General features: G+C 62.9%; 25 protein-coding genes. 6 read left to right on the top strand and 19 right to left on the bottom strand.

The window, feature by feature from the left end; translation table 11 throughout:
• Nucleotides 1-5 precede the first annotated feature (5 nt).
• The 5 genes from BM177_RS06370 to BM177_RS06350 all read right to left on the bottom strand — a co-directional run bounded on the left by BM177_RS06370 (nt 6) and on the right by BM177_RS06350 (nt 4,676).
• Entirely contained in the window at nt 6-1,538 is a 1,533-nt protein-coding gene (locus BM177_RS06370; protein ID WP_091680059.1) for an acyl-CoA carboxylase subunit beta, read from the bottom strand.
• A gap of 44 nt (nt 1,539-1,582) precedes the next feature.
• Nucleotides 1,583-2,473 carry an ATP12 family chaperone protein gene (locus BM177_RS06365; RefSeq protein WP_091680055.1) on the bottom strand — a complete coding sequence of 297 codons (891 nt, stop codon included), beginning with the start codon at nt 2,471-2,473 and terminating at the stop codon, nt 1,583-1,585.
• A 52-nt stretch (nt 2,474-2,525) separates the two neighbouring features.
• Complete coding sequence (locus tag BM177_RS06360; protein ID WP_091680050.1) at nt 2,526-3,173, bottom strand: HAD-IA family hydrolase; 648 nt, start codon at nt 3,171-3,173, stop codon at nt 2,526-2,528.
• Between the two features lie 48 nt (nt 3,174-3,221).
• Nucleotides 3,222-4,211 carry a catalase family peroxidase gene (locus BM177_RS06355; protein ID WP_425284373.1) on the bottom strand — a complete coding sequence of 330 codons (990 nt, stop codon included), beginning with the start codon at nt 4,209-4,211 and terminating at the stop codon, nt 3,222-3,224.
• A 105-nt stretch (nt 4,212-4,316) separates the two neighbouring features.
• Nucleotides 4,317-4,676, bottom strand: coding sequence for a hypothetical protein (locus BM177_RS06350; RefSeq protein ID WP_091680041.1), 360 nt, complete (start codon nt 4,674-4,676; stop codon nt 4,317-4,319).
• Nucleotides 4,677-4,776: 100 nt separating this feature from the next.
• Here BM177_RS06350 and BM177_RS06345 point away from each other — a divergent pair, with 100 nt between their 5' ends.
• Together BM177_RS06345 and BM177_RS06340 are read left to right on the top strand one after the other, a co-directional pair.
• Complete coding sequence (locus tag BM177_RS06345; protein ID WP_091680295.1) at nt 4,777-5,694, top strand: 50S ribosomal protein L11 methyltransferase; 918 nt, start codon at nt 4,777-4,779, stop codon at nt 5,692-5,694.
• A gap of 71 nt (nt 5,695-5,765) precedes the next feature.
• Nucleotides 5,766-5,957, top strand: a complete 192-nt coding sequence (locus BM177_RS06340) for a DUF6494 family protein (protein WP_091680036.1) — start codon at nt 5,766-5,768, stop codon at nt 5,955-5,957.
• Nucleotides 5,958-6,086: 129 nt separating this feature from the next.
• Here BM177_RS06340 and BM177_RS06335 read toward each other — a convergent pair whose 3' ends face one another.
• The 10 genes from BM177_RS06335 to gap all read right to left on the bottom strand — a co-directional run bounded on the left by BM177_RS06335 (nt 6,087) and on the right by gap (nt 19,826).
• Nucleotides 6,087-7,295 carry a L,D-transpeptidase family protein gene (locus BM177_RS06335; protein WP_091680031.1) on the bottom strand — a complete coding sequence of 403 codons (1,209 nt, stop codon included), beginning with the start codon at nt 7,293-7,295 and terminating at the stop codon, nt 6,087-6,089.
• A 337-nt stretch (nt 7,296-7,632) separates the two neighbouring features.
• Nucleotides 7,633-8,238: a ParB/Srx family N-terminal domain-containing protein gene (locus BM177_RS06330; protein WP_091680027.1), complete on the bottom strand. Its 606-nt coding sequence runs from the start codon at nt 8,236-8,238 to the stop codon at nt 7,633-7,635.
• Between the two features lie 209 nt (nt 8,239-8,447).
• On the bottom strand, nt 8,448-9,407 hold the full coding sequence (locus tag BM177_RS06325; RefSeq protein WP_091680022.1) for an alpha-E domain-containing protein: 960 nt from the start codon (nt 9,405-9,407) through the stop codon (nt 8,448-8,450).
• Between the two features lie 134 nt (nt 9,408-9,541).
• Nucleotides 9,542-10,999: a circularly permuted type 2 ATP-grasp protein gene (locus BM177_RS06320; protein WP_091680293.1), complete on the bottom strand. Its 1,458-nt coding sequence runs from the start codon at nt 10,997-10,999 to the stop codon at nt 9,542-9,544.
• Nucleotides 11,000-11,730: 731 nt separating this feature from the next.
• Complete coding sequence (locus BM177_RS06310) at nt 11,731-11,985, bottom strand: hypothetical protein (RefSeq protein ID WP_091680015.1); 255 nt, start codon at nt 11,983-11,985, stop codon at nt 11,731-11,733.
• A gap of 200 nt (nt 11,986-12,185) precedes the next feature.
• Nucleotides 12,186-14,297 carry an NAD-dependent DNA ligase LigA gene (gene ligA, locus BM177_RS06305; RefSeq protein WP_091680010.1) on the bottom strand — a complete coding sequence of 704 codons (2,112 nt, stop codon included), beginning with the start codon at nt 14,295-14,297 and terminating at the stop codon, nt 12,186-12,188.
• A 372-nt stretch (nt 14,298-14,669) separates the two neighbouring features.
• Nucleotides 14,670-16,358, bottom strand: coding sequence for a DNA repair protein RecN (gene recN, locus BM177_RS06295; protein WP_091680003.1), 1,689 nt, complete (start codon nt 16,356-16,358; stop codon nt 14,670-14,672).
• Between the two features lie 97 nt (nt 16,359-16,455).
• Entirely contained in the window at nt 16,456-17,313 is an 858-nt protein-coding gene (locus BM177_RS06290) for an outer membrane protein assembly factor BamD (RefSeq protein ID WP_091680290.1), read from the bottom strand.
• A 288-nt stretch (nt 17,314-17,601) separates the two neighbouring features.
• Nucleotides 17,602-18,822 carry a phosphoglycerate kinase gene (locus BM177_RS06285; protein WP_091680000.1) on the bottom strand — a complete coding sequence of 407 codons (1,221 nt, stop codon included), beginning with the start codon at nt 18,820-18,822 and terminating at the stop codon, nt 17,602-17,604.
• Nucleotides 18,819-19,826 carry a type I glyceraldehyde-3-phosphate dehydrogenase gene (gene gap, locus BM177_RS06280; RefSeq protein ID WP_091679997.1) on the bottom strand — a complete coding sequence of 336 codons (1,008 nt, stop codon included), beginning with the start codon at nt 19,824-19,826 and terminating at the stop codon, nt 18,819-18,821. Before gap ends, BM177_RS06285 begins: the two co-directional genes overlap by 4 nt.
• 434 nt (nt 19,827-20,260) lie before the next feature.
• Here gap and BM177_RS06275 point away from each other — a divergent pair, with 434 nt between their 5' ends.
• From BM177_RS06275 to BM177_RS06265, 3 genes are all read left to right on the top strand, one after another.
• Nucleotides 20,261-20,551 carry a DUF4164 family protein gene (locus BM177_RS06275; protein ID WP_091680289.1) on the top strand — a complete coding sequence of 97 codons (291 nt, stop codon included), beginning with the start codon at nt 20,261-20,263 and terminating at the stop codon, nt 20,549-20,551.
• Nucleotides 20,552-20,736: 185 nt separating this feature from the next.
• A complete protein-coding gene (locus BM177_RS06270) occupies nt 20,737-21,099 on the top strand; it encodes a cell division protein ZapA (protein WP_091679993.1) in 363 nt (120 codons plus the stop codon).
• Nucleotides 21,100-21,225: 126 nt separating this feature from the next.
• Complete coding sequence (locus BM177_RS06265) at nt 21,226-21,444, top strand: DUF1192 domain-containing protein (protein ID WP_091680287.1); 219 nt, start codon at nt 21,226-21,228, stop codon at nt 21,442-21,444.
• Between the two features lie 118 nt (nt 21,445-21,562).
• Here the strand turns inward: BM177_RS06265 and BM177_RS06260 are convergent, their stop codons facing one another.
• The 3 genes from BM177_RS06260 to cynS all read right to left on the bottom strand — a co-directional run bounded on the left by BM177_RS06260 (nt 21,563) and on the right by cynS (nt 23,199).
• The gene (locus BM177_RS06260) at nt 21,563-22,303 is read right to left on the bottom strand and encodes a CbtA family protein (protein ID WP_091679989.1); all 741 of its coding nucleotides are present in this window, start codon (nt 22,301-22,303) and stop codon (nt 21,563-21,565) included.
• A 10-nt stretch (nt 22,304-22,313) separates the two neighbouring features.
• Nucleotides 22,314-22,523 (bottom strand): CbtB domain-containing protein, encoded by a 210-nt coding sequence (locus tag BM177_RS06255; protein WP_091679986.1) that lies wholly within the window; start codon nt 22,521-22,523, stop codon nt 22,314-22,316.
• Nucleotides 22,524-22,719: 196 nt separating this feature from the next.
• A complete protein-coding gene (gene cynS, locus BM177_RS06250) occupies nt 22,720-23,199 on the bottom strand; it encodes a cyanase (protein ID WP_091679982.1) in 480 nt (159 codons plus the stop codon).
• Between the two features lie 190 nt (nt 23,200-23,389).
• Here cynS and BM177_RS06245 point away from each other — a divergent pair, with 190 nt between their 5' ends.
• Nucleotides 23,390-23,929 (top strand): formaldehyde-activating enzyme, encoded by a 540-nt coding sequence (locus BM177_RS06245; protein WP_091679979.1) that lies wholly within the window; start codon nt 23,390-23,392, stop codon nt 23,927-23,929.
• 128 nt (nt 23,930-24,057) lie between these two features.
• On the opposite strand, the gene BM177_RS06240 is transcribed toward BM177_RS06245, so the two are convergent.
• Entirely contained in the window at nt 24,058-24,696 is a 639-nt protein-coding gene (locus BM177_RS06240; RefSeq protein WP_139223536.1) for a MerR family transcriptional regulator, read from the bottom strand.
• Nucleotides 24,697-24,789 lie beyond the last annotated feature (93 nt).

Genomic DNA, 24,789 nt, shown 5'->3' with positions numbered 1-24,789 from the left:
GACAATCACAACGGAATGTTATCGTGCTTCCGCCACGGATTTTGCAGATCCTTGTTGCGCAACATCGCCAGTGCGCTGGCAATGCGCTTGCGGGTTTCGCGCGGCATGATGATTTCGTCGACATAGCCGCGTTCCGCCGCGGCGAACGGCGATAAGAACCGCTCTTCGTATTCGCGCGTGCGCGCCGCGATCTTGGCCGGATCGTTCATGTCCTGGCGGAAAATGATTTCGACGGCGCCGCGCGCGCCCATGACCGCGATCTGCGCGCTCGGCCAGGCGAAATTGACGTCGCCGCGCAGATGTTTCGAGGCCATTACGTCATAGGCGCCGCCATAGGCCTTGCGGGTGATGATCGTGACCTTCGGCGCTGTCGTCTCGGCGTAGGCGAAGAGCAATTTGGCGCCGTGCTTGATCAGTCCGTTGCTTTCCTGCGCGGTTCCAGGCAGGAACCCCGGAACGTCGACGAAGGTGACGATCGGTATGCTGAAACAGTCGCAGAACCGCACGAACCGCGCCGCTTTGCGCGACGCGTCGGAGTCGAGCACCCCGGCGAGGACCAGCGGCTGGTTGGCGACGAGGCCCACGGTGCGGCCCTCGATCCGGCCGAATCCGGTTACGACATTGCGCGCAAAAGCGTCCTGAATTTCGAAGAAATCGCCTTCGTCCACAATCTTGACGATGAGTTCCTTGACGTCATAGGGCCGGCTCGGGTTTTCGGGAACGAGCGTGTCGAGCGAAGGTTCGCAGCGTCCGCCGTCGTCGAAACTCGGCCATTCCGGAATTGCGGCGGTGTTGGACGAGGGCAGGAAGTCGATCAGCCGCCGGATCTGCAGGAGCGCCTCGACATCATTGTTGTAGGCGCCGTCGGCGACGCCGCTCCGCGTCGTGTGCACCGGCGCGCCGCCGAGTTCTTCCGCGGTGACGGTCTCGTTGGTGACGGTCTTCACCACCTCGGGCCCGGTGACGAACATGTAGCTTGTGCCCTGCACCATGAAAATGAAATCGGTCATCGCCGGCGAGTAGACGTCGCCGCCCGCGCAAGGTCCCATGATGACCGAAATCTGCGGAATGACGCCGGAGGCCAGGGCGTTGCGCTGGAACACTTCGGCAAAGCCGCCGAGCGCCGCTACGCCTTCCTGGATCCGCGCGCCGCCTGAGTCAAAAAGGCCAATGATCGGCGCGCGGTTGCGCAGCGCCATATCCTGGACCTTGTTGATCTTTTGCGCATGGGTTTCGGAGAGCGAGCCGCCGAAGACCGTGAAATCCTTGGCGAAGGCGAAGACGGTCCGGCCGTTGACGGTGCCCCAGCCGGTGACGACGCCATCGCCCGGCGCATGATGCTTGTCCATGCCGAAATCCGTCGCCCGATGCTGGACGAACATGTCGAATTCCTCGAACGAACCATGATCGAGGAGCAACTCCATGCGCTCGCGCGCCGTGAGCTTGCCGCGCGCATGTTGCGCGGCTGTCCGCTGTTCTCCGCCGCCGGCGATGGCTGCGGCGCGGCGGGCGGCGAGCTGTTCCAGAATGTGTTTCATGGGGAGCCAATGTCCGGGAACGTTCGAGGGCGTTTGATGGAGGTTTAATCGGGCTCCCGGACGCATTCCAGCAATTGCGCCGCCGCCTGCATTTCGCTCCACCGCCGCGCCCGCCGCCCCAGCGCTTCGTCGTCGGCGCCCCACAGTTTCATCTGATAATCCTCATCGACATGCGCGGCCACCCAGGCTTCGCGCGCGCTCAATTCGCCATGGGCCACAGCGAGCGCCAGCAACGCCGAACCCGTGAGCGTCGTCATCACATGCAGCGCCGCAAGCGCGAACGGTCCCGACGCCGGATCGGCGCCGATCGCCTTGACCGCATCGAGGACAGCGCGGCGGGCGGCCTCGGGCTGTTCGACATGGACGACGCCCTCCGTGCAGATGAACAAGGCGCCGAGCGTCTTGCGCGCGAAGGCGAGCGCCGGATCGAAGGCCGCGGACTGCGCCCTGACGAGCGCTTCTGGCTCCCCGGCCCGGTAGCAGACGAGATCGGACCCGGCGTATCGGGCGATCTCCGCAACGGTTGGCTCGATCTCCGCGGCGACCCCGTCGATCGCCGAATTGACCAGCCGCGTCAGCGGCATGTTTCGCGGATTGATGAACTCTTCCTGCGCGGACCATTCCTCCGCGACGGCCTTCGCCGCCGCGAGTGTCGGCAAGGCCAGTTTGTTGCGGGCCGGCGTTCTCGCGCCCTTGCCGTCGAGGAGCACGGCGTAGGCGCCGTCCTGTTCCTGAGCCGCGGCCTCCTTGTAGAATCGTTTCGGCAGACCGCCGTTAAGATCGCGCCTGGCCATCGCGACCGGATCGATCGGGGGAAGGCGGGACGCCTCGCCCACCTCGCTTACGGGTTTTTCGCTTACGGGTTTTTCGCTCGGGGCCGCGCCGCTTGGGGCCGCGCCGTCCGGGATCTTTTCGCCTGAAACTTTCGGGCTCATGAGGCGCCTTTCGCAGGGCGCAAAGCCGGAAGATCTGGCTCCGCCCGGACCATCAAGAGGTCAACATATGCAATAATTCTTCGAAATCCCCAACGATGCGCTCCGCGCCCGCGGCCTTGAGGTCGCTGGCGGCATGATATCCCCAGGAAACGCCGATCGGGTGAGCGCCTGCCGCCGCCGCCATCGCCATGTCGAAACTTGTGTCTCCGATCATGTAGGTCTGATCCGGATCGGCTGCGGTCTCCGCCATCGCCGCCAGGATCATGTCTGGCGCCGGTTTGGAGGGATGATCGTCAGCGGTCTGGATCGTCGCGAACCAGTCTTTCCAGCCATAACGCTCGAGCAGAAGCGCGACGCCGCGCCGGGACTTGCCGGTGGCGATGCCGAGAACGATATCGGCGCGCCCGGCGAGCGCCGCCAAGGTCTCTCGGGCGCCCGGATAAAGCGGATCCTGAAACTGCGGCTCGCTGCGCACGTCGCCCCAGGCTTCGCGATAGGTTTGCGCCAGGCTTTCCACGGGACCTTTCGCATCGGTCAAAACCGTAAACGCCTCGATCAGCGAGAGTCCGACGATCGAAAGCGCCGCTTCACGGCCGGGCGGTTCGAGGCGATGGGCGCAGAAGGTGCGGCGCTGCGCTTCGAGGATGATCTCCTGACTGTCGACGAGCGTGCCGTCGACGTCAAAAATAACGAGCTTCACGCGCTCTCCCGAATGGCGGCGCTGCAGAGAAGGTCCGCCGCTCACCCTTTAAGGGTTCCGCCGGGACACGGACACCGCGTAGGCGGCGTCCCGCGACTCGACAAGCGGGTCATCGGAAAGTTCGATCCCATCGATGATGCGCCCGGGCGTGAACGAAAGCCCCTTCTGCGCGGCGAGGCTGTCCGGCGAGACCTTATCGAGCGTCAGCACGCCCAGATCGACGATCTTGCGGTCGTCCGGCCAGGGTTTGGACGGATCCTTTGTCTGATCCTGCGGGCTGGCGAGCTGCGCCTGAAGGCGGAACGTCGCCGGACCTTTGGCGAGCCGCTCGCTCAATTCGTCGATCAGAAAATCCGGAGCCTTTTTGGCGGCCTCGGCGGAGTCGAGATGGACAAGCTTTGCAGGCTTGAGCTGATAGCGGACCGCCTGTTTCGCGCCGGCCTTGTTGACCAGAACAAAGGCGTCGATGCCGAAATATTCCTCGTCGGCGAAACTCGCCGGAGTCTTCGCGGTGGCCCCCGCGGCGGCTACGCTTGGATGGGCGACGGCGAATTGCTCGAATTTGGTCGGCTTTGGCGCGCCGGGCGGGCTGTCGCCGAGGGCGACCAGCAGATCGCGGAAATCCTCAACATTGGCGACGGGGAAGAACTTCAGCGAGTTGATCACCATGTCTGTCTCGTCGCCGCCCGGAAGGCGGTATTTGATCGCAACGCCATGCGGATTGGCGTTGGCCGACCCGTCCGGAATATTCGGCACGCCGGTGGCGTCCGAAAAACGCACAATGACAGGGATCTCGGCGCCGCTGAAAATGGCGGCCTTGCTCAACGCCGCCGCTTCCGGCGAGGCCTTGAAGCTTCCTTCCGCCACGACGCCCTTCGCGTGATTGGCGCGAAATCCGGGATGCGCGCCAAAAAGCTTGTTCATGGCGTCGACGGCCTGTACGGGGGCCTCCGGGTCGCCGGCGGACGCAGGTTTTGCCGCTATCAGCGTCACCATCGCCGCCGCTGTGGCGAGAGCCTTCAAATTCCGCATGCACATTCCTCCCATCGAGCCCGGCGAAGCCGCCGCGGCGCATCCGTAAGCCTGACCGAAGACGCGCCCTACGCCTAAAATTGGGCCGCCACCCCTGAAGTCAAGACGAGGTCACCGCATGGCGACGCAGCTGATCTCTTTCGGCTGGCAGGCGATTCCCGGCGTCGAGCAGGCGACGCCCTGGTCCGGCGCTTCGCCGCCTATCCGGGTCTTGGCGCCTTCCGTGGTCTCGGCGCCTTCCGCCGTCCCGGCGTCCCCGGGAGGGGCGAGCCTCACGCAGACGAGACAGGAATTCGTCCACTCCAGGCAGTTGGCGTTCGCGGCCCCGAACGCCTGCATCGAGGGAGGCGGAGCCTCCGGCTTCGGCGGCGAGGCCGGTTCGGCCGCGCAAGCGGAAGAGGCGAGCAGCAACGCCGCCGCACGGAGGGCAAACCGACCGGAAAATACGTAAGCGTCCATAAGCGTGAACATAGGCGCATTTTATGCGCGGCGGAATGCCTTTGAGGCGCGGGCTCGCAAGCGTCGCGCGTCGATGAATTGCCGTTTGCGCGCGCTCATGCTAACCGCCGCCATGCTCGAAGGTCTGCCGCCAAACAACGCCGCTCATGTCATGCGCCTTGTGTGCGACGAGGCGACTGCCCGTAATATCGCCGATATCGTCGTCGAGACGTTCGATCCGGCCGACACCGCCGCCGCCGCTTTCGAGGAGGCGCCGAGCTCCAGGGACTGGAAGACGGGCCCCTGGGTCGTCGAGGTCTATTTCGGCCCGGCGCCGGACGAAGCCAATGTCCGCGCTCTGATCGCGGCTGTCGCGGGCGCTGACGCTGCGGCCGCGGCGAGCTTCGGGCGGATTCATCAGCGCGATTGGGTGGCTTCGTCCCTGGAAGGCCTGCAACCTGTGCGGGCCGGGCGTTTTGTTGTTCATGGTTCGCATGCGCGGGGGCTCGCGCGGGTCAACGAAATCGCCATCGAAATCGACGCCGCGCTCGCCTTCGGCACCGGGCATCATGGCACGACGCGCGGCTGCCTTCTCATGCTCGACCGCGTCGCCCGGCGTCGTCGACCAAACGCCATCCTCGATATCGGGACAGGGTCCGGGGTCCTCGCGATCGCGGCGGCGCGCCTGTTCAGGCGGCGGATTCACGCTGGCGATATCGATCCGATTTCGGTCGCCGCCGCCGCCGTGAATGCGAAGCTCAACGGCGTTGCAGGCTTCGTGCGCCCGGTACAATCGCGCGGCGCCGATCACAATGAACTTCGCGGCGGCGCGCCTTACGATCTGGTGTTCGCCAATATTCTGGCGCGTCCGCTCCGTGGCCTTGCGCCGGCCGTTTCGCGATTGTCGAAACCCGGCGCCGATATCGTGCTTTCCGGTCTGATCGGTCCCGACGTCGCCGGCGTCGTCGCGGCCTATGGCGTTCAGGGCGTCGTCCTGAGGGAGCGAATCGATCTTGAAGGGTGGGCGACCCTTCTCATGTGTCGGTGCTGAAAACCGGCCGGATAAAACCCATATCGATGAAGGGCGCGCCGCGAGTCGGCCCGCGAAGAGGGAGAGCTTCGATGGATGAGGATGCATTCAATATTGCGGTGCGCAAGTTTCTTAAAGTGGTCGGCGTCACGTCGCAAAGGGAGATCGAGCGCATCGTCCGCGAAGGCAAGCTCGAAAGCAACGAGTTGAAATTGCGCATGACGCTTACCGCTGAGAATACGCCGCTTCATCATGTCGTCGAAGAGACGATCGATCTGACCTAAACGCGGCCTGCCCGTCTAGAGCGCTTTCCGATCGCATGAAGTCATGCGATCGATCAGAAATCGCTCCAGAGTCAAAAGCTTGAGCATATTCTTGTCGATTGGATTGATTCAATCCGGTCGGAATATGCTCTAATCAGTCAGATTGGCGGAGAGGATCGGCTGCGACCCGCCGATCAGCGAACGCGACGGTCCGAGCAATTCGACCTTGTACCCGAGCGGCGATCGCGCCAGCGCCGCCGGTTCGACGTTGGCGAGCGCGGGATTGGCGTCCGCCGCAACCGGAAGCCTGAGGGCGAGGGGCGCGCAAGCGCCTTGTCCAAGACAGGGCCGCCACTTTGGCTTTGGCGGGGTGACGACCTCTTCGATCCCCGCGTAGGCGAGAGCCTCGGGCCGGCTGATCTCGCCAAGATTTGCGCCCTGGCGCGCGAGAGCGGCGAAGGCCGGATGCTGACCGCCGTCCGAATATGTGGTCTTGATCGCGGGACTGCCCTCGGCGATGAGGGCGCGGACGGTCGCGGCCTCCCTGACAAGACGCGCCTTCGCCAAGGCTTCCCGCGCGGGATCCTTCGATGGGCCGAACACGTAACGGCCCGCGGCGACCGCGACGGACGCTTCTTCCCCGGTCGCCTCGAAACGGTCCGAACCTTCCTTGAGCTGGTGCCAGAATTCGATATTCGGGTCGGAGCGGCGCCTGGCGATGTTCTGCGCGCTCATGCGGAACGGAAACGCCTGAAACTGGAAAGCCGCCTGTCCGCCCCGCAAGGCGTCCCGGACGATGGCGTAGATTTCGCCGACTCCCCTGTCGGTCATCGCATAGCAGCCGGCCGACGAACATGTCCCGTGCACCATGAGGTACGAGCCCGAACCGCCGTGGGCCCGGTCGTAGGCGTTGGGGTAGCCGGTGTCGAAGGACAAATAATAGTGGGAGTTCGGATTCATCTGCTTCGGGCCAACGGAATAGAAGCCCTCGGGGGTCTGCCGGTCGCCCTGCGAGATTTTCGGCCCGAGCTGTCCCGACCAGCGGCAGATCGGAAAGGTCTTCAACAGCACGTACCAGCCGTTACGGGAGAGCTTCCAGACCTCCATCTCCGCTTCTTTTTTGTATGACCGGATCAGAACCGGCGCCGCCGGAGTCGTTTCGCGGGCGGCCATCAGGGCGAGCGTCGCCGCCGGAATCGGAGCCTCGCCGTTGGAGGCTTCGGCCGCATGGGCGCGCTCCGCTGAGGCGCCAAAGGCCGCAGCGGCGAGGATCCAGGCGATGGCGCAGACGATGACCTTGGGTGGCAAACCGCGCGGCTCTCCCGGCGAAATCGGATCTGGAGCGCTTTCCGACCGCATGAAGTCATGCGATCGAGAAATAGCTCCAGAGCCAAAAGGACTATGCTCAAGCGTTGAGGAACAGCGCGCCATTTCGGGCGATAATATCGATAAGGTCAAGCACTGTCGCCGGGACGCGTCGCCGGCGAGGCGTGCGAAGGCCTCGCCTGTCGGCGCCTCGCGCCTCATTCGTCTCCGGAGCCCGGGCATTTCGCACAATGCGACGCGCCGTCGCAGCCGTTATATCCCGGAAGATCGGCGTCTTTCGCCGCAGGACTCCGGGCGAGTATGAGAGCCTTTGGAAGCATGTCCTTGGGCGAGGCGGCTACCTCCCTGGCGGGAAGCTCGGGCCTCTCCCTCATGAAATCCGCCCAACGAAATTCGGCGAATTCGGGGTGCTTGAATCCCGGCAAAACCCGTCGTCCTTTCGCATCAGACCCGCAAGCGAGCGGTAAGGGTCGTCTTCTGACCGCAATTCGAAAAGTGTCCGCGGCAGTTTTTCGTGCGGGATCGCAACGCCGTTCTTGTCTTCGAGGTGATCCAGTTTCTTTTCGGCGAGCTGGTCCCAGAAAAGCGCCGGATCCGTGGACAATTCCGGATGCTGGATGATGCAGATGCTGCTGGCGAACCCCGCATCGAGCCAGGCCAATGCGCCATGGTGATGGTCAACGATGAACAGATCGCCGTTTGGACCGCGAACGACCTTGATCGGATCTTTCTTCAGCTTGTCCTCGGCCTTCGAGGGATCCTCGCTGATCCTTTTCTCCTTGTGCGCGACTTCGTACAGGCCGATCGCGCCTTGCAGCGGGCGCAGCGAGCGAAGATCGCACGAACAGTTTTTCCCCGAATCGGTCATGTCTGCGCAGGGCGGGGGCCTGTCCGGGGCGCCGATGGCGCTAGACGGCAGGACCGCCGACGCTGTCAGGATCAGAAACAACAGCAAAGGCGCATCAGTTCGGACCATTCCACACTCCGCAGGCCAATCATCTGGCGAATGCGTCCATCGTATGATGGGCAGGGAGCGGGGTCCAATTTCTCGGCTTCTTCGAGAGTTCCTTGCGGGCGAGAGTTTCAAGCCAGGACGACGAAGGCCCCAATTTTGCGGCGCGGGCTTCGGCAGGCCGGGCTATTTCGAGATCATTTCGATCAATCCGTGTTTATCCCGGCAAGGCCTCAATAGACCAGATATTGCTGATTGATGTTCTTTCCAAGCCGGTCGTTGTTCTCGACGAAATCGGTGATGAATTCGTGCAGGCCGGTGGAGAAAATTTCTTTGGTTGTGGAATGGGACAACCGCGAGAGCACGCTGTGCGCGTGCTTTTGCGACGCGCCCACATGGCCGTATTCCCGCCCGATCGCGTCAAGAAAATAGACGATGTTGTCGTAGCAGGCGATCAGCGAGCGCGGCATTTCGATCTTGAGGATCAAGAGATCGGCGATCAGCCAGGGTTTGACGTTCTCCCGATAGACCCAATGGTAGGCGGTCAGCGCCGACACCGCGCGCAGGATCGCCGTCCACTGGAAATAGTCGAGCGAGCCGCCGACCGCTTCGTCTTCCGGCAGGAGAACATGATATTTCACGTCGAGGATGCGCGCCGTGTTATCGGCTCTCTCGATGAAGAGGCCGAGGCGCGAAAACCAATAGGCGTCGTTGCGCAGCATGGTGCGATAGACCGAACCATCGTAGTCGAGCGAGGTTTTCTTCACGAATTCCAGGAACTGCGACAGATCCTCGCGATCATAGCGCGCCCGCCCGGCGTTGCGCGAGGCGAAACGGTCGAGTTCGATCCAGGCGCCGTTGATCGCCTCCCAGACCTCGACGGTGAGGGCCGTGCGCACGGCTCGCGCATTGGTCCGCGCGAATTCGATGCAGTTCCTGATCGAGGTGGGATTGTCGGCCGCGAAGGTGAGGTATTCGACAACGCTCGCTTCGTCGACGGATTTGTGCGTGGCGCGGAACCCCTCGGCCGCGCCAGAGGATTCGAGCGCGCTTTCCCATTCCGTGCCCATTCCCGAATAACTCGCGGGAAGCGTCGCGAGGCGTTGCGTCGCTTCGACGATCCGGGCGAGAAAATCGGCGCGCTCGACGTAACGCGCGATCCAGAACAAACTGTCAGCCGTGCGGGAAAGCATTGAACGCCTCTGTTGCGAATGGATCTGGCCGGAAAAGCCCGGCCGCGGGTTGGTTCAAGGCCGAAGGTCTGGTCTCCGGGGACGTTCAGGGCGAAGCGTCGCGGCGTTTGCGGGCGCCGGCCCGATGCCGGCGATCATGCGACCGCGCTTTGATCTTGCATCGAGCCTTGAGTCTGACGGGCGTCCTCGAAAATCTTGTCGTCGACGACCCAGGTGTCTTTCGTTCCGCCGCCCTGGCTCGAGTTGACCACCAGGGACTTTTCCTTGAGGGCGACCCGGGTCAATCCCCCCGGCACGACTCGGATATCGTTCTTTCCGGTCAGGATGAAGGGGCGGAGGTCGACATGCCGCGGCGCGACCCCCGAGGGAAAGAACGTCGGGCTGGTTGAGAGGGCGAGGGTGGGCTGAGCGATGAAATTATCGGGATCCTTGGCAATCTTGGCGGCGAACAATTCGATTTCCGCTTTGGAGGCGTGCGGTCCGACCAGCATGCCATAGCCGCCGGATCCATTGACCTCCTTGACGACGAGTTCGGACAGATGCTCCAGCACGTATTTGAGAGCGTCGGCTTCGCGGCAGCGCCACGTCGGAACGTTGTTCAGGATCGCTTTTTCGCCGAGGTAGAAATCGATGATCTCGGGCATGTAGGTGTAAATCGCCTTGTCGTCGGCGACGCCGGCGCCGACGGCGTTGGCCAGCGTGACGTTGCCAGCGAGATAGGCTCGCATCAGGCCGGGGACCCCGAGAATCGAATCCGGGCGGAACACTTCGGGGTCGATAAAATCGTCGTCGATGCGGCGGTAGATCACATCGACCCGCTTTGGACCCTGCGTCGTGAGCATATAGACGCAGTCGTCGTCGACATGGAGATCGCGGCCCTCGACGAGCTCGACGCCGAGTTTGTCGGCGAGGAAAGAATGTTCGTAATAGGCTGAATTGAATCGTCCCGGCGTCAACACGGCGATCGTCGGCTCGCCGCGTGTGGACAGAGGCGCGACCGAACGGAGGGAGGCCAGCAGCAGGTCGGGATAATTCTCGACCGGAGCGACGCGATGCTCGGCGAACAGATCCGGCAGCAGCCGCATCATCACTTCGCGGTTTTCAAGCATGTAGGAGACGCCCGACGGCGTGCGGACATTGTCTTCCAGAACGTAAAAATCGCTTTCGCCGGTGCGCACCACATCGATGCCGCCGATATGCACGTAGATGTCATGCGGGACGCGCCGCCCCATCATTTCCTTTCGGAATTGAGGGTTTTGCAAAACCAGATCCGACGGCACCCGCCCGGTTTTCAGGATTTCCTGTCCGGAATAGACGTCGCCGAGAAACAGGTTGAGCGCCTTCACCCGCTGGACGAGGCCCGCTTCGAGCGCCGCCCATTCTGATCGCAGCATGACCCGCGGGATGATGTCGAACGGAATCAGCCTCTCTTGGGAATCATTTTCGCCATAGACGGCGAAGGTGATTCCGATCCGCCGGAACAAGAGTTCGGCCTGGGCGCGGCGAGACGAAAGCCTGTCCGCCGGCGTATTGGCGAGCCAGCGGGCGATCTTGCTGTAAACCCGCCGGACCTCGCCGTCCGCCAATGTCATTTCATCGAAGCACATTTCGTCTCGCAACCGCGGGTGCTCCTTTGTGATTAGATGCAATCAGAGTGATGAGATGCAATCAGATCGTCCGGCCCTCACCGAGGCTGAACGATAAGCGATTTGGAAGCATTTAATATACCAGTTCACAGAGCCGCATCCTTACCGCTCGAGGCGCGGCCTGCAAGCGCAAAGTCGTTCGAGCGCGAAAAGAACGGCGTCGCCGCTTGCCGCTTGCTTGCGCCGGCAAAGCGCTTATCCTCCGGCGTCCACGTGCTGGTTTTCGGAGCAGACGCGCCGGAAGCAAAGCTCAAGATGCTCGACAATTCTCCTTGTTGCATGTTCTGGCGGCAGTCACCGGTAGAGCCCGGACGCGTCGCCTCAAGCGACAGGGTTTCGCCAGAGGAGAGACGTCATGGCCAAAGGCCAGGTTCGCAGCAATCGGGAAGCCAAGAAGCCGAAAAAAGAGAAACCGAAGGTGACGGCAGCCGCGCCGCCCGTGGTCAGGCTGACCGAAACAAAAAAGAAATAGATTGAGGCCCAAACTTCAGGCGGATGAAGACATACAGCCTGAAGCCAAGGCCCGCCTGATGAACCTGATCGTCGGCCATCGTGCCTGTCGTAGGGGCGGGGGTCGTTTCAGGTCGTCTGTGGTTTAAGGTCGGCAACGGCGCGACGCAAATTAGGTTGGGCCGGAGGTAAAGCGAGCGATTTTTAGGCGCTTCGCCACAGCTTTCTTAAAGCGATCCTGTCGCCCGCGAACGCGAAAACACTTTGAAAATACCCGCGGTTGTATCGGTAAGAACCGTATACAGCCCTTTGACGATCGAAGTTAAAACCTGCCAAACGGCGTAAGCAATTGCCTTGATCAGAAACGCAAGCACAATACAGACTCCGGCTGCGAGCCACTCAATCAGATGGCCGATATCCGTGCAAACCCAATCAATGACAGTTCTGTTGCTTTCGTCTTTTAGAAAATCCCAGATATCCATGGCGTTACCCTCCTGCGCGCTGATGCGTGCAGCTTTATCTATTTAAAATAGGATGTTTGGCGTTTGACCTACGTCGGTCCTCCCTAGTCTTGGGCTCGACCGGGTCTCTCGACACCTTCATTTGAGTTTGACTTATTTGGCGAGGTCTGCAGTGCGGCGAATCACAATCAAGGCGAATGACATTCGCGCCGGATCGTTGCTTAAGTGAAGTGAAACGGCGCCGATTGCTTCACCCACTCCTCTTCGCTGATCGTCTTGACGCCGAGTTCGGCCGCCTTTGCGAGTTTGGATCCGGCGCCCGGCCCGGCGACGACGAGGTCCGTCTTTTTCGAGACGGAAGCGGCGACTTTCGCGCCGAGCCGCTCGGCGAGAGCCTTGGCTTCGTCCCGGGTCATGCGCTCCAGCGAGCCGGTGAAGACAATGGTCTTCCCGGAAAAGGGGCTTGAGGATACGACGGCTTCCATCGGCTGCGGCGCGACATGGTCAAGGAGAGCGTCGAGAACCTCTTCGTTGTGCGCCTCGGCGAAAAAATCCGCGACAGCTTCCGCGACGACTTCGCCGAGGCCCTCGATGTTGTTGATTTCGGCGCGGGCGTCCGACCATTCGCCCGCGGTTCTCCCCGCTGCGCGCAACGCCTCGAAGGTTTCGAAATGGCGGGCGAGGCGGCGCGCATTGGTCTCTCCGACGTGGCGGATCCCGAGCGCGAAGATGAAGCGGTTCAAGGGCGGCGCGCGCCGCGCCTCGATCGCCGCGAAGAGATTGGCGACGGAGGTCTCGCCATAACCATCGCGATCCTTCAGCCTCGACGGGGACGCCGCGTCGCGCGCCGCGAGGGTGAAGATGTCGGCCGGCGTTTTGATCAGCCCCTCGCGGTAGAATTGCTCGATCTGCCGGTCGCCCAGACCTTCGATGTCGAGGGCGTTGCGCGAGCAGAAATGTTTCAGGCGCTCGATCGCCTGCGCCGGGCAGACGAGGCCCCCGGTGCAGCGGCGCACGACGTCGGCGGTTCCTGTTTTTTCGTCGATTTCGCGGATCGCCGCCGAGCCGCAAACCGGGCAGACCTGCGGAAAGACATAGGGCTTCGCGCCTGCGGGCCGCTTGTCGAGCACCGGACCCAAGACCTGCGGGATGACGTCGCCGGCGCGCTGGATCTTCACCGTATCGCCGATGCGGATATCCTTGCGCGCGATCTCGTCTTCGTTGTGGAGCGTCGCATTGGCGACGACGACGCCGCCGACCGTCACCGGATCGAGCCGCGCGACAGGGGTCAGCGCGCCGGTGCGGCCGACCTGGATCTCGATGTCGCGCAGCACCGTCGTCGCCTGTTCGGCCGGAAACTTGTGCGCGCTCGCCCAGCGCGGCGAGCGCGAGACGAAGCCGAGCCTGTGCTGCAGGGCAAGGCTGTCCACCTTGTACACGACTCCGTCGATATCGTAGCCCAGCGAGGCCCGCATGGATTCGATTGATCGGTAATGTGCGAGCATTTCGTCCGCCGAATGGCAAAGCGCCGTGAGCGGATTGACCGGAAGGCCGTAGCGTTTGAACGCCGCGATCATGCCGGTTTGGGTGTCAGCGGGCAGGGCGCTGATTTCGCCCCAGGCGTAGGCGAAGAAATGCAGCGGGCGCCGCGCGGTGATCGCCGGATCGAGCTGGCGCAGCGAGCCGGCCGCGGCGTTGCGCGGATTGGCGAACGCCGTCTTGCCCGCTGCCGCCTGCGCCGCGTTCAGGGCGGCGAAATCGGCATGGGTCATGTAGACCTCGCCGCGCACTTCGAGGATGTCCGGCGGAGCGCCTTTCAAAATTTCTGGAATTTCGTCCATGGTCCGCACATTGGCGGTGACGTCCTCGCCCTCGAAGCCGTCGCCGCGCGTCGCGGCCTGAACGAACCGGCCTCGCTCGAACCGCAGCGAGCAGGACAGGCCGTCGATTTTCGGCTCCGCGGTGACGGGGAGCTGATCGTCCGGGCCGAGCCCGAGAAACCGGCGCACGCGCGCCACGAAGTCGGCGACCTCGTCGTCGCTGAAGATATTTCCCAGCGACAGCATGGGGACCGCATGGCGGACCTTGGCGAATTTTTCCGAAGGGGCGGCGCCGACTTTTCTAGTCAGGGAGCCGGGCGTCGCAAGGGGGGGGAAGGCGGCCTCGAGCGCCTCGAGGCGCCGGCGCAGCTCATCATAGGCCGCGTCCGAGATGACCGGCGCATCTTCGGAATAATAGCGCCTGTCGTGGCCGGCGATCTCTTCGCTGAGGCGCGCGTGCTCGGCGCGGGCCTGCGTTTCGTCGAGCCGTTCGAGCGGAGCCGGTTTTTTCATAAAGCGAAAGTCAGCATGAACTTCTCGATCGCCAGGGCGCTCTTCCATGTCACGACGCAGCGAAGTCACAGCCGCCGCGCGACAAGGGTCTTATAGGTCGAGGGTCTTATAGGTAAGGTAGAGGCCGAGCGCCAACATCATCCCGCGTAGAGAAAGAAGAGCTGATCGAAACGAAACCATTCAAAGAATGCGACCAGCGTGTCCGGCGGTGGAAATCATGGAAATCGAAAAGAGCAGAATTGTTAATCCGATCAATCTTCCAAGAAAGATCGTCAACGGCTGATGGCGGCCTCCAGCGAGGTTTTGAAACGCACCTCGCGCGAACTCGCTCGTCGGCCCCTCGAAATCGCAGGCCTCCAGCAGCCCGCGCAATCACCTCTCGCCCTCCAACAGCCGCTTCGCCGCCGCCCGCGCCTCGTCGGTGATGGTGGCGCCCGCCAGCATGCGCGCGATTTCCTCGCGCCGCGCGCTGTCGTCGAGGCTGTGCACCCGCGTCGCCACGGTCCGTTCTTTTCCAGCGGAACTCTTGTTCATATCCTTGGCCGAAACCTTGACGATGCGGAAATGCGCGCTCGCCCTGGCCGCGACCTGCGGCGCATGGGTGACCGAGAGCACCTGCACGCGCGCGGCGAGCCGGGCGAGGCGCTGGCCGATCGCGTCCGCCACCGCGCCGCCGGCGCCGGTGTCGATCTCGTCGAAGACGAGCGTCGGCGCCGACCCGCGATCCGCGAGCGCCACCTTGAGGGCCAGCATGAAGCGGGCGAGTTCGCCGCCCGACGCGATTTTCATTAACGGGCCGGGCCTTGTCCCCGGATTGGTCTGCACCCAGAATTCGACCCGATCGACTCCGTCGGGGCCCGCCGCCTCGGTCCCGATATGGGTGGTGAATTTGGCCCCTTCGAGCTTCAGGGGCGCAAGTTCGGCGGTCACGGCGGCGTCGAGCCCGGCGGCGGCGGCTTTCCGCGCAATCGACAAACTCGCCGCCTTGGCTGAATAATCGGCTTCGGCGGCCTCGGCCTCAAGCCGCAGGCGTTTCAATTTGGCCTCGCCCGCGTCGAGATCCGCGAGAGCGGCGGCGAAAGCCTCGGCCTGTTGCGACAGCGCGTCCGCGGGCACTGAATATTTGCGCGCCGCCCCGCGCAGGGCGAAGAGCCGCTCCTCGACAAGCTCCAGTTCGCGCGGGTCGAACGCCGCGTCGCGCAGCGCCTGTTCGAGCGCCTGTCCGGCGAGGTCGAGCGCGGTCAGGGCGTCGTCGAGCGCCTTCGTCGCGGGGGCGATCAACTCGGGCGCCTGGGCCTGGCGGCGCTCCAGGCGGCGCAGAACGGCGGAGAGATCCGCAAGCGGCGAGCCGTCGCCCGCGACCGCCTCAAATGCGTCGCGCAGGTCGCCTGCGACCTTTTCGGCCTGCATCATACCGGTCCGGCGCGCGGCGAGCGCCTCTTCCTCGCCAGCCTCGGGCGCGAGGCTCGTCAGTTCAGCGAAGGCGTGACGGAGAAAGTCGCCCTCGGCCCGCGCCTTCTCGAGCCTCGCTTCCTCGCCGCGAATTTCGACGTGAAGGCCGCGCAACCGCGCGTGAGCGGCGCGGACCTGCGCCACGTCCGGCGACAGAGCGCCATAGGCGTCGATGAGCTGGCGGTGCATCGCCTCGTTGACGAGCGCGCGGTCGTCGTGCTGCCCGTGAATTTCCACGAGCTCGCGGGTGATCGCGCGCAACGTCTGCGACGTGACCCGCTGATCGTTCACGAACGCGCGGGTGCGGCCGTCGGGCAATTGCACCCGGCGCAGGATCAGCCCGTCGGCGGCGTCGATGTCCTGAGCCTTCGCCGCGGCAAGCGCCGGATGGTCCGCGGCGAGTTCGAACACCGCCGTGACTTCGCCGTGCGGCGCGCCATGCCGGACAAGGGAGCCGTCGCCGCGCGCGCCAAGCGTCAGGGCGAAGGCGTCGAGCAATATGGATTTTCCTGCGCCCGTCTCGCCGGTCAGAACGGTCAGGCCGAGGTCAAGGCTGAGATCGAGTTTATCGATCAGGACGATGTCGCGGATGGAGAGCTGCACGAGCATGGGGTCGAAGTCTTCCCCGGGTCGATAAGTCTTCCCCGATGCGCCGTGAACCGGCGCTTCCAGCCAAGTTTCCGGATTTTAGCCAAGGTCTCGGTTTTTAGCCAAGTCCCAGTTTATGGAAGGACTTCGAGATCCACGACCCCTGATCTTCGTGGGGCTGAAGCCCATCGGTCTGCAAGAGCGCGTAAGCGTCCTTGTACCAGATCGAATCGGGGAAATTATGCCCGAGAACGGCGGCGGCGGTCTGCGCCTCGTTGGGAATGCCGAGCGCGAGGTAAGCCTCGGTCAGCCGCATCAAGGCTTCTTCGGCGTGGCGGGTGGTCTGATATTTCGCCAGAACCTCCCGGAAGCGGTTGATCGCGGCCGGGAAATTGCGCTGGTTCAGATAATAGCGTCCGACCAGCATTTCCTTGCCGGCGAGCTGATCGCGGACGACCTGAAGCTTGTAGCGCGAATCCTCAGTATATTCCGACTTCGGATATTTCTCGATGATCTGACCAAACAGCACCGCAGCTTTCGCCGCGCGTTCCTGATCCCGGCTGATCTCCGGGATCTGGTTGTAATAAGACATCGCCGCGAGATAGGTCGCGTAGGGCACGTCGGGCGAGGTCGGATACAGCGAAATGTAACGCTGGGCCGAGGCGATCGCATCGTCATAGCTGCCCGCCTCGTACTGGCTGAAGGTGGTCATCAAGAGACCCTTTTTCTGCCATTGCGAATAAGGATATTGCTTGTCGAGTTCGCCGAATTTCTTGCTGGCGGAGGAATAGTCTTTCTTCTGCAGCCGGGCGAGACCCTGGTTGTAGATATCGTCCGCCGGAACCTCGGGCACCACCTCGGGCTTGTACTTGTCACCGCTGAAGAGATTCATCGGGTTCAGCGAGTCGAGCGACGAGCACCCGGCGCCTTGCAATGCGAGAGCGCTGACGGCCGCGATCCGAAAGACGGTCAGCATCCTCGCCGAGACGGGCTTTTGGGCCGCCAGGGACGCTATGGTCGGCTCGTTCATGCGCTTCTCCCGGACGCGATGGTCAGCATTCTCGCTGGGGAATGCTATACGCTCAAAAGTTGACGGCGAATTAACCACAAGTCCCGTGCCCGCCCCGCTGGAACGGCCGCACGGCTCTGGAAAGGATTATCAAATCCCGGCCATTATGCATTTACTCTGCGGTCGGATTGTGGCCAAGGCCAAGACGCAGCTTGAGTATTTTTGCGGTCCGACCACCTGAACAGTCCCGGAAACCTACGGCTTCGCTCCCCGCAGGGCCTCGACGCCGGGCAAAGTCTTTCCTTCGAGCCATTCGAGAAAGGCGCCGCCTGCGGTCGAGACATAGGTGAAATCGTCATAGGCATGCGCCTGGTTGAGCGCCGCGATGGTGTCGCCGCCCCCGGCGATGGTCTCGAGGGCGTCAACTTTCGTCAATTGAGCCGCGACCTTGGCGATGGTCTGGGTGCCGATGTTGAAAGGCGGCGTCTCGAACGCGCCGACGGGACCGTTCCAGACGAGGGTGCGGGCCGAGGCGAGCATCCCGACCACCTTGGAGATCGTGCGCGGGCCGATATCGAGGATCATGTCGTTTTCCCCGATGTCGTCGATGTCGACGGCGCGGGAGACGGCGTTGTGTTCAAGCTTCGCCGCGACGACGGCGTCGATCGGAAGCATGAGCTGGCAATGGGCGGCGTCGGCGTCGGCCATGATCTTGCGCGCGACATCCGCGAGCTGCATCTCGCACAGCGACTTGCCGACCGCCTTGCCGCTGGCGGCGAGAAACGTGTTCGCCATTCCGCCGCCGATGAACAGGAATTCGACCCGGCGCATCAGATTGCCGAGAAGTTCGAGTTTCGTCGAGACTTTCGCGCCGCCGACGATCGCCGCCAGAGGCCGTTCCGGATGCGCCAGCATGCTCGTCAGCATTTCAAGCTCAAGCTGCATCGTACGTCCGGCGTAAGCCGGCAGCTTGTGGGCGATGCCCTCGGTCGAGGCGTGCGCGCGGTGAGAGGTGGAGAAAGCGTCGTTGACGTAGAGATCGCCAAGTTCGGCGAGGGCGTTCACGAACTCGGGGTCGTTTTTCGTCTCCCCGGCGTGAAACCGGGTGTTTTCCAAAAGCAGGATTTCGCCGTTGTGAAGCGCCGCCGCCGCGCTCTTTGCGACGGGGCCGATGCAATCGGAGGCGAAATTGACCATCGATCCGAGTTGGCGCTCCAGTTCGACTGCGACTGTCTTCAAGGAATTCTTGGGATCGGGGGCGTCTTTGGGGCGGCCAAGGTGCGAGAGCAAAATGACCTTTCCCCCCTTGGCGCAGATCTCGCGGATATTCGGAAGGATCCGGTCGATCCGGGTTGCGTCGGTGACGACGCCATTCTCGACGGGCACGTTCAGATCGACCCGGACGAGGACCCTTTTGCCGGCCATGTCCGCGTCGTCGAGGGTTGGAAACGGGGACGTCGGACCGGATTTCGTCATATGAGCTTCCCTATTGCGACGGCGGTGTCGGCCATTCGGCTCGAATAGCCCCATTCATTGTCGTACCAGGCGACGACCCGCACGAAGGTTCCCTCGAGCACCCGCGTCTGGTCGACGTGGAAAATCGAGGAATGCGAATCATGGTTGAAATCGGCCGAGACATTGGGCCGGTCGGTGAAGGTCAAAATACCCTTGAGCTGCTGTTCCGCCGCCCGTTTCACCGCGGCGACGATCTCCTCGGCGGAAGTCGGCCGCGCGGCGACGAACTTGAAATCGATGACGGAGACGTTCGGCGTCGGCACCCTTATGGCCGCGCCGTCGAGCTTGCCGTTGAGTTCGGGAAGAACAAGGCCGACGGCTTTGGCCGCCCCGGTCGATGTCGGGATCATGGAAAGAGAAGCCGCTCTCGCGCGGTACAGATCCTTGTGCATCGTGTCGAGAGTAGGCTGATCCCCGGTATAGGAGTGAATTGTCGTCATGAAGCCTTTTTCGATCCCGATCGCGTCGTTCAGGATCTTGGCGATGGGCGCGAGGCAATTGGTGGTGCAGGAGGCGTTGGAGACGACGAGGTGATCCTTCGTCAGTTTGTCATGATTGACGCCGAACACGACCGTCAGATCGGCCGTGTCGCCAGGAGCGGAGATCAGCACCCGCTTCGCGCCGGCCTTCAGATGCGCCGCCGCTTTTTCGCGCGAGGTAAAAATCCCGGTGCATTCCAGGGCAACGTCGACGCCAAGATCCTTGTGCGGCAGTTCATGGGGATCGCGCACGGCGGTGACCGTGATGGGCCCGCCGCCGATATCGAGCGAATCGTCCGTGACGGTCACGGTTCCCGGAAAACGTCCGTGGACCGAATCGAAGCGCAACAGGTGGGCGTTCGTCTCAACCGGACCAAGGTCGTTGATCGCGACGACTTCGATGTCTTTACGTCCGGATTCTGCGATGGCCCGCAAGACGTTGCGGCCGATACGGCCAAATCCATTGATAGCGACTCTAACCGCCATCCTCGGCGCTCCTTGTTTTCCGGCGGTTGAGATCGACTCAGCCGATTGCTAAGGGGACCGCCCAACGAGCGGGCCTTATGACTTGTGTTCCCGAAATCGTCAACTTTTGCTGCAGCGCAATATCGGCGGCGTGGCTGTTTGGGCGGCTGTTGGGAAGGCATAGCCGCATTGAAAATAAGAAGACTTCAAAGTGATGGGCCACGGCCCGGAATGAACAGCGATTGCTTAGCATAAACTGTGGTAGAGTTAAATCGGGATCCCGTTCGTTGAAATCCGTTCGTCCCTTGCAAGCCTGATCCTTCTATTATTCTGTTCAGGCGCGGGTGCGCCAGTTCGGGGAGGCGGGGACAGCCGTTTTATTTTCGTCTCCGCCGCGCGTTGACGAATTCATCCACCGCCGGATAGATTTTGTCAGCCGGGGCATTGAAGCCGAGATGAACACTCCTGAATCGATCAAAGCAGCGCTCATCCGGCTTGCGGCTGCGCTGGACCAGCTTGACGCCGCGGCGGGGAGCCGCAGCGAGGACGATGTTCTTTTCGGAAAGCTTAAGGAAGAATTAGCTGCGATGCGCGACGACCGCTCGACGCTCCAGTCGGAACTCGATGGCGCGCTCGCGAGGTCGAAGAAACTGGAATTCGCCTCCGAGGAAGTCGCCCGCAGACTGAAGGCGGCGGGCGCGTCGATCAACGCGATCCTGGCCGGAACGGGGGCCCGAGACGGCTAGAGCGCTTTCCGATCGCATGAAGTCATGCGATCGCTCAGAAATCGCTCCAGAGTCAAAGGCTTGAGCATAGTCTTGTCGATTGGATTGATTCAATCCGATCGGATCTGCTCTAGGCGTCGGCTCCTCAAAGAGCCCCCGGCTGGTCGCAGGATCGCAATCATCACGAACCAGACTGCGGGGAGTCGATGGCTCAGGTTAAAGTGACGATCGCCGGACGGGAATACCGGGTCGCCTGCGATGAGGGCGAGGAGGAACGGCTTGGCGAACTCACCCAAATCGTCGACGCCAGGATTCAGGGGATGCGCGAGCGGTTCGGCGAGATTGGCGACCAGCGGCTTACCGTGATGGCGGCGATCACCCTTGCCGACGAGATGACGGAAATTAAGCGGCGTCTTGGCGTTCTGGAGGCGGAACTGTCAGCGCGCCGGGCCGCCGAAGCGAGGCCGGCGAACCGCCAGGACGAATGGACCGGACGTCTTGCCCTGACCCTTGAGGAGGCGGCGCTGCGCATCGAGGATGTCGCCAAGGCCTTGAACAAGCGGTCCTGACTCCTTCCGCCGCGGAGCTTCAGGAGGAGCGATCCATGCGTGCGCGCTTATTTCAGATGACGCTTTTCCATAGGCCGGCGCCGCGTGTAGGATCGCTTGGTCTCGCTGCTGAACAGGGTGACCCGCATGGCCCTTGAGGACGACGACGTTTTCGGAGCGCCGGTGCGAAAGCCGTCGTCGTCCCCGCATCAGATCGGGCAGACGCTCGATGACCTTTCCGTCCAGGAACTCGACGAGCGGATCGCGGCGCTTCAGGCCGAAGTTCGGCGTCTTGAAGACATGCGCGCCCGCAAACACGCCTCCCTGAGCGCCGCCGCCGCCTTTTTCAAGCCGGGTTCGCCCTAAGCCCTTTCCGGTCGCATGAAATCAGCGATCGAGCAGAAAGCGCTCCAAAGTCAGAAGCGCGGGCATATCCCTGTCGACGGGAGGGCTTCAATCCAATCGGACTACGCTCCGGCCTGTTTCAAGCGAGGCCCGACCGGCGGCTCATAGTTTCGTCCCGACAGCGATCATTGTGGACCAGCGCGCCGAAAGAAAGTCCGAGAACGCTCCAGAGGACGGCTTGTCCGCCGAGCGAGGCCAGCCGGAACGTCCACAGGAGATCGGCCGGAAATCCGGTGGGGATCTCGTTGAATCCCGGAAGAGCCAGTGCGGCGATCGTCACGGCGGCGACAAAGACGCCGGCCTGCGCCACGCGGCCGCACCAGGCTCCGAATTTGGCCCCGAGGGCGCCGCCGAGCGAGGCGGCGACGATCAGCGAGACAACGGAAATCAAAACCATCGCGAAAAAGAGCGCGGTTCGTTCGCCAAGCGAATCCGGCGCTCCGATCGCGGGCGGATTGGCGGGGTATTTCAGCGCCGGAACGAGCGCGATCGCAATGAATCCCGCAGCCGCAAGCAAGGCCGAAACGGCGCGGGGATCGTCTTGCGCGATGCGGCCGTAGGCGAAGGCGAACGCCAGACCAAAGAAGCCGCCGGCCGCCGCCCCATAGGCGCTCGCCCCGATGATCAGTCCGACGCTTTTTTGCATTCGCCGGCTGACGATCTCGGCCTCCGGCGCCTCGCCGGCCGAGTCGGCGAGGGCGCTTTCGAACGCAATCGCCCGCTCGACGGAAGGCTCCGCCGCCAGGGAGAAAAATCCCGCCGCGGCGAGCCCAGCCAAGAGCCCCGCGATCATGCCGTAGAACAGCAGGCGTCCCGCCACGCGCTCAGACCTAGTGACAGGGAAAATCGAGAAGGTGGCGGCCGTCGTGGACGAGTTCGTGGATATAATGGCCGGGGATCAGCGCTGTCGCGCCTTGCTCGGCTCCCACGAAATACATCAAAAGAACGGACAGCAGGCCGCCGAAAGCCAGCCACGGGGCAATTTGACCGATGGGGATCGGCGTCGGACGGGCGGCGGGATTATAAACGGCGTCGCTCATGATGAAACTCCCAGGGTCGTCCGATGATCGCCAGCGAAAGGCCTCATAGGCGGTGGTCCGCCGAACCAGCGTCCGGTATTGGCGAAGGACAGGTTCGACGCGGGCACGATAGGAATCCGTCCAAGCCCTGTCAACGAAGCCCTGTCAACGAAGTCTTGTCAACGCGCCGCTGAATCTTGGGCGCGCGAGCCCCAGATCATTCCTTGAACCCATAGGCGGGAACGTCCGGCTCGTTGCCGTAATATTTGTAGGGAAGGAATTTACCCAACATCGTGAGCTTCACCCGGTCTCCTTTCGGATTGGGCTCGCGCGCGATTTCGATGTCGAAATCAATGGCGAACATAATGCCGTCGCCGAATTCCTCCTCGATCAACGCCTTGAAGGCCGGGCCGTTGACCATCACCATTTCATAGAAGCGGTAGATCAGCGGGTCGGTCGGCGGCATTGGCGCGCCCCGGTGCGGGATTTCGTTCAGCATTTTCTCCTCGGTCTCCGAAAGGCCGAACAGCCGGGCGGCCTTTTGCGCCAGGGGCTTCACGAGTTTCATCTGGCCAAGCAAGGCGCCGACGACAAGAATTTCTGACATCCCTCCGATTTCACCTGCGATGTATTTCCACGTCCAGCCCCGGTCGCGTTTGATGTCGAGGATCTTTTCGGAAAGGTCTTCGCGCTTCATTGGCTGCTCCCTTGGTTTCACTCGCGCTCATTCAGAATTGCGGAGTTCGCGTGGCAAGACCTAAGCCATGGACCGCCGCCATCGATGACGCGGCGACTTGAATTGGCAAGCGTCAATTGACGGGCGGCGGGCTCTTCCGCCTCGATCGCCGCGATGCTATGCGACGCCAGCTTCAGGAGAGGGAACGAACATGAGCGAGATTTGGCTGCGCACAGGCGAGGCGACCGTCCTCGCCGCCGAAGGGCAATTCACAGACGCCATGCCGGAGGTGATGATCGGCGACGTCAAGGGGCCGGTGGGTCATGCCTTCGCGGCGATGGCGGGCCAGACCGCCGGTCATCCCCGCATGTTCGTCATCCGCGATCTCAATCAGATGGTGCGCCCGGCGACCATGATGACCACCAAGATGACGGTGGGCTCGGAAGATTATGTCGAATTGCTCGGCGGCGTCGTTCAGGCCGCGACCGGAGACGCCATCGTCGACTGCCTGTCCGAGGGCGTTCTGGCGAAAGCGCAGGCGGACGAACTTTGCATGATCATCATGATCTGGCTCGATCCCCGCTGCGCCGAGGATTCGAACCTCGACAAGCGCGATCTCTACCGGACCAATTATGAGGCGACCAAACTCGCCATATCGCGCGCGATGAAGGGCGAGCCGACCGCCGATGAACTGATCGCAAACCGGAAGACCATCAGCCATTACGCCCTTGAAGACGTCTTCAAGGCCTAAAGATCAAATCACGCCCGATTGCCGGGAAGGTGGAATCGTGAACGTTTTCGGGAGCGCTCTCCCGCCTGGAGCGGTTCAGACCGCTCCAGCTCCAGACAAGCGCGCCATAATTCTCTGAGACCAGACGCCTAGCCTGCAAGTCTCCGCCACCAGGTCCGCGGCGGATTGACTTCGCCCAGCAAGGCTTTGAGGCTCTTGATTTCGGCTTCGAGGGCCGCCATTCGCGCTGCCAGGACGTCCGGCTTCGTCTCGGTCGCGGCTGCGGGCCGAGGGACGGCTTTCGTCTCGCGGCTCCCGGGTTTGCCGGACGACACGGCGGCCCCGGACGCAGCCCCATTCTTGGGCGGAAAAACCGCGAACAAGGTTGCGCGATCGATCGCGTAGCTCCCATCGTCGATTTTGGGCGCGGCGAGCCGGCCGCACTGGATCGCGCGCAAGATCGTGCTTTTGCTGGCCCCCGCCAGGGCGGCGGCTTCGCGCAGGCTCAGTCCGCTCTGGCGGTTCTGCGCGTCGGCCGGCGCAAGGACGGCCGGCCCCGCATCGCGCGCGGCCGGCTTGCGGCTGGCCTTCGGCCTGTAAACCCAGAACGAATCATCCGCAGCGATCTGGAGGCCGCCGCCCTGATCTTGCGCCGGTTCGGCCCTGGCCGGGGAGAAAGCCGACGGCGTCGCGACAGACGTTGTTTCCAGAGCCGGTTGTGGAGTTGAGGCGGACGCCGCATTCGCGCTCGGCTCGCGCAGCGCTTCTTGGAGGTGTAAACTGGTCATTTCGAATGTCCCATGGGGAATGATCCGGAAAGTTTGCTTTCCCATGGTTAACGAAGGGTAAAGCGTCCCGCCGCCCAGAGCGGAAGATCGCTT

The organism is Methylocapsa palsarum (assembly GCF_900114285.1).
Taxonomy (GTDB): domain Bacteria; phylum Pseudomonadota; class Alphaproteobacteria; order Rhizobiales; family Beijerinckiaceae; genus Methylocapsa; species Methylocapsa palsarum.
This window is presented reverse-complemented; position numbering and strand designations above follow the sequence as displayed.

Coding starts and splice junctions, on each gene's coding strand:
- BM177_RS06255 (WP_091679986.1), bottom strand. CDS start 22,523: ATGAGCGACGCCGTTTATAATCCCGCCGCCCGTCCGACGCCGATCCCC.
- cynS (WP_091679982.1), bottom strand. CDS start 23,199: ATGAAGCGCGAAGACCTTTCCGAAAAGATCCTCGACATCAAACGCGAC.
- BM177_RS06335 (WP_091680031.1), bottom strand. CDS start 7,295: ATGCGGTCGGAAAGCGCTCCAGATCCGATTTCGCCGGGAGAGCCGCGC.
- BM177_RS06275 (WP_091680289.1), top strand. CDS start 20,261: ATGAACACTCCTGAATCGATCAAAGCAGCGCTCATCCGGCTTGCGGCT.
- BM177_RS06285 (WP_091680000.1), bottom strand. CDS start 18,822: ATGACGAAATCCGGTCCGACGTCCCCGTTTCCAACCCTCGACGACGCG.
- BM177_RS06265 (WP_091680287.1), top strand. CDS start 21,226: ATGGCCCTTGAGGACGACGACGTTTTCGGAGCGCCGGTGCGAAAGCCG.
- BM177_RS06320 (WP_091680293.1), bottom strand. CDS start 10,999: ATGACATTGGCGGACGGCGAGGTCCGGCGGGTTTACAGCAAGATCGCC.
- BM177_RS06370 (WP_091680059.1), bottom strand. CDS start 1,538: ATGAAACACATTCTGGAACAGCTCGCCGCCCGCCGCGCCGCAGCCATC.
- BM177_RS06365 (WP_091680055.1), bottom strand. CDS start 2,473: ATGAGCCCGAAAGTTTCAGGCGAAAAGATCCCGGACGGCGCGGCCCCA.
- recN (WP_091680003.1), bottom strand. CDS start 16,358: ATGCTCGTGCAGCTCTCCATCCGCGACATCGTCCTGATCGATAAACTC.
- BM177_RS06330 (WP_091680027.1), bottom strand. CDS start 8,238: ATGGTCCGAACTGATGCGCCTTTGCTGTTGTTTCTGATCCTGACAGCG.
- BM177_RS06355 (WP_425284373.1), bottom strand. CDS start 4,211: ATGTGCATGCGGAATTTGAAGGCTCTCGCCACAGCGGCGGCGATGGTG.
- BM177_RS06270 (WP_091679993.1), top strand. CDS start 20,737: ATGGCTCAGGTTAAAGTGACGATCGCCGGACGGGAATACCGGGTCGCC.
- ligA (WP_091680010.1), bottom strand. CDS start 14,297: ATGAAAAAACCGGCTCCGCTCGAACGGCTCGACGAAACGCAGGCCCGC.
- BM177_RS06245 (WP_091679979.1), top strand. CDS start 23,390: ATGAGCGAGATTTGGCTGCGCACAGGCGAGGCGACCGTCCTCGCCGCC.
- BM177_RS06310 (WP_091680015.1), bottom strand. CDS start 11,985: ATGGATATCTGGGATTTTCTAAAAGACGAAAGCAACAGAACTGTCATT.
- BM177_RS06340 (WP_091680036.1), top strand. CDS start 5,766: ATGGATGAGGATGCATTCAATATTGCGGTGCGCAAGTTTCTTAAAGTG.
- BM177_RS06345 (WP_091680295.1), top strand. CDS start 4,777: ATGCTCGAAGGTCTGCCGCCAAACAACGCCGCTCATGTCATGCGCCTT.
- BM177_RS06290 (WP_091680290.1), bottom strand. CDS start 17,313: ATGCTGACCGTCTTTCGGATCGCGGCCGTCAGCGCTCTCGCATTGCAA.
- BM177_RS06325 (WP_091680022.1), bottom strand. CDS start 9,407: ATGCTTTCCCGCACGGCTGACAGTTTGTTCTGGATCGCGCGTTACGTC.
- BM177_RS06240 (WP_139223536.1), bottom strand. CDS start 24,696: ATGACCAGTTTACACCTCCAAGAAGCGCTGCGCGAGCCGAGCGCGAAT.
- gap (WP_091679997.1), bottom strand. CDS start 19,826: ATGGCGGTTAGAGTCGCTATCAATGGATTTGGCCGTATCGGCCGCAAC.
- BM177_RS06350 (WP_091680041.1), bottom strand. CDS start 4,676: ATGTTCACGCTTATGGACGCTTACGTATTTTCCGGTCGGTTTGCCCTC.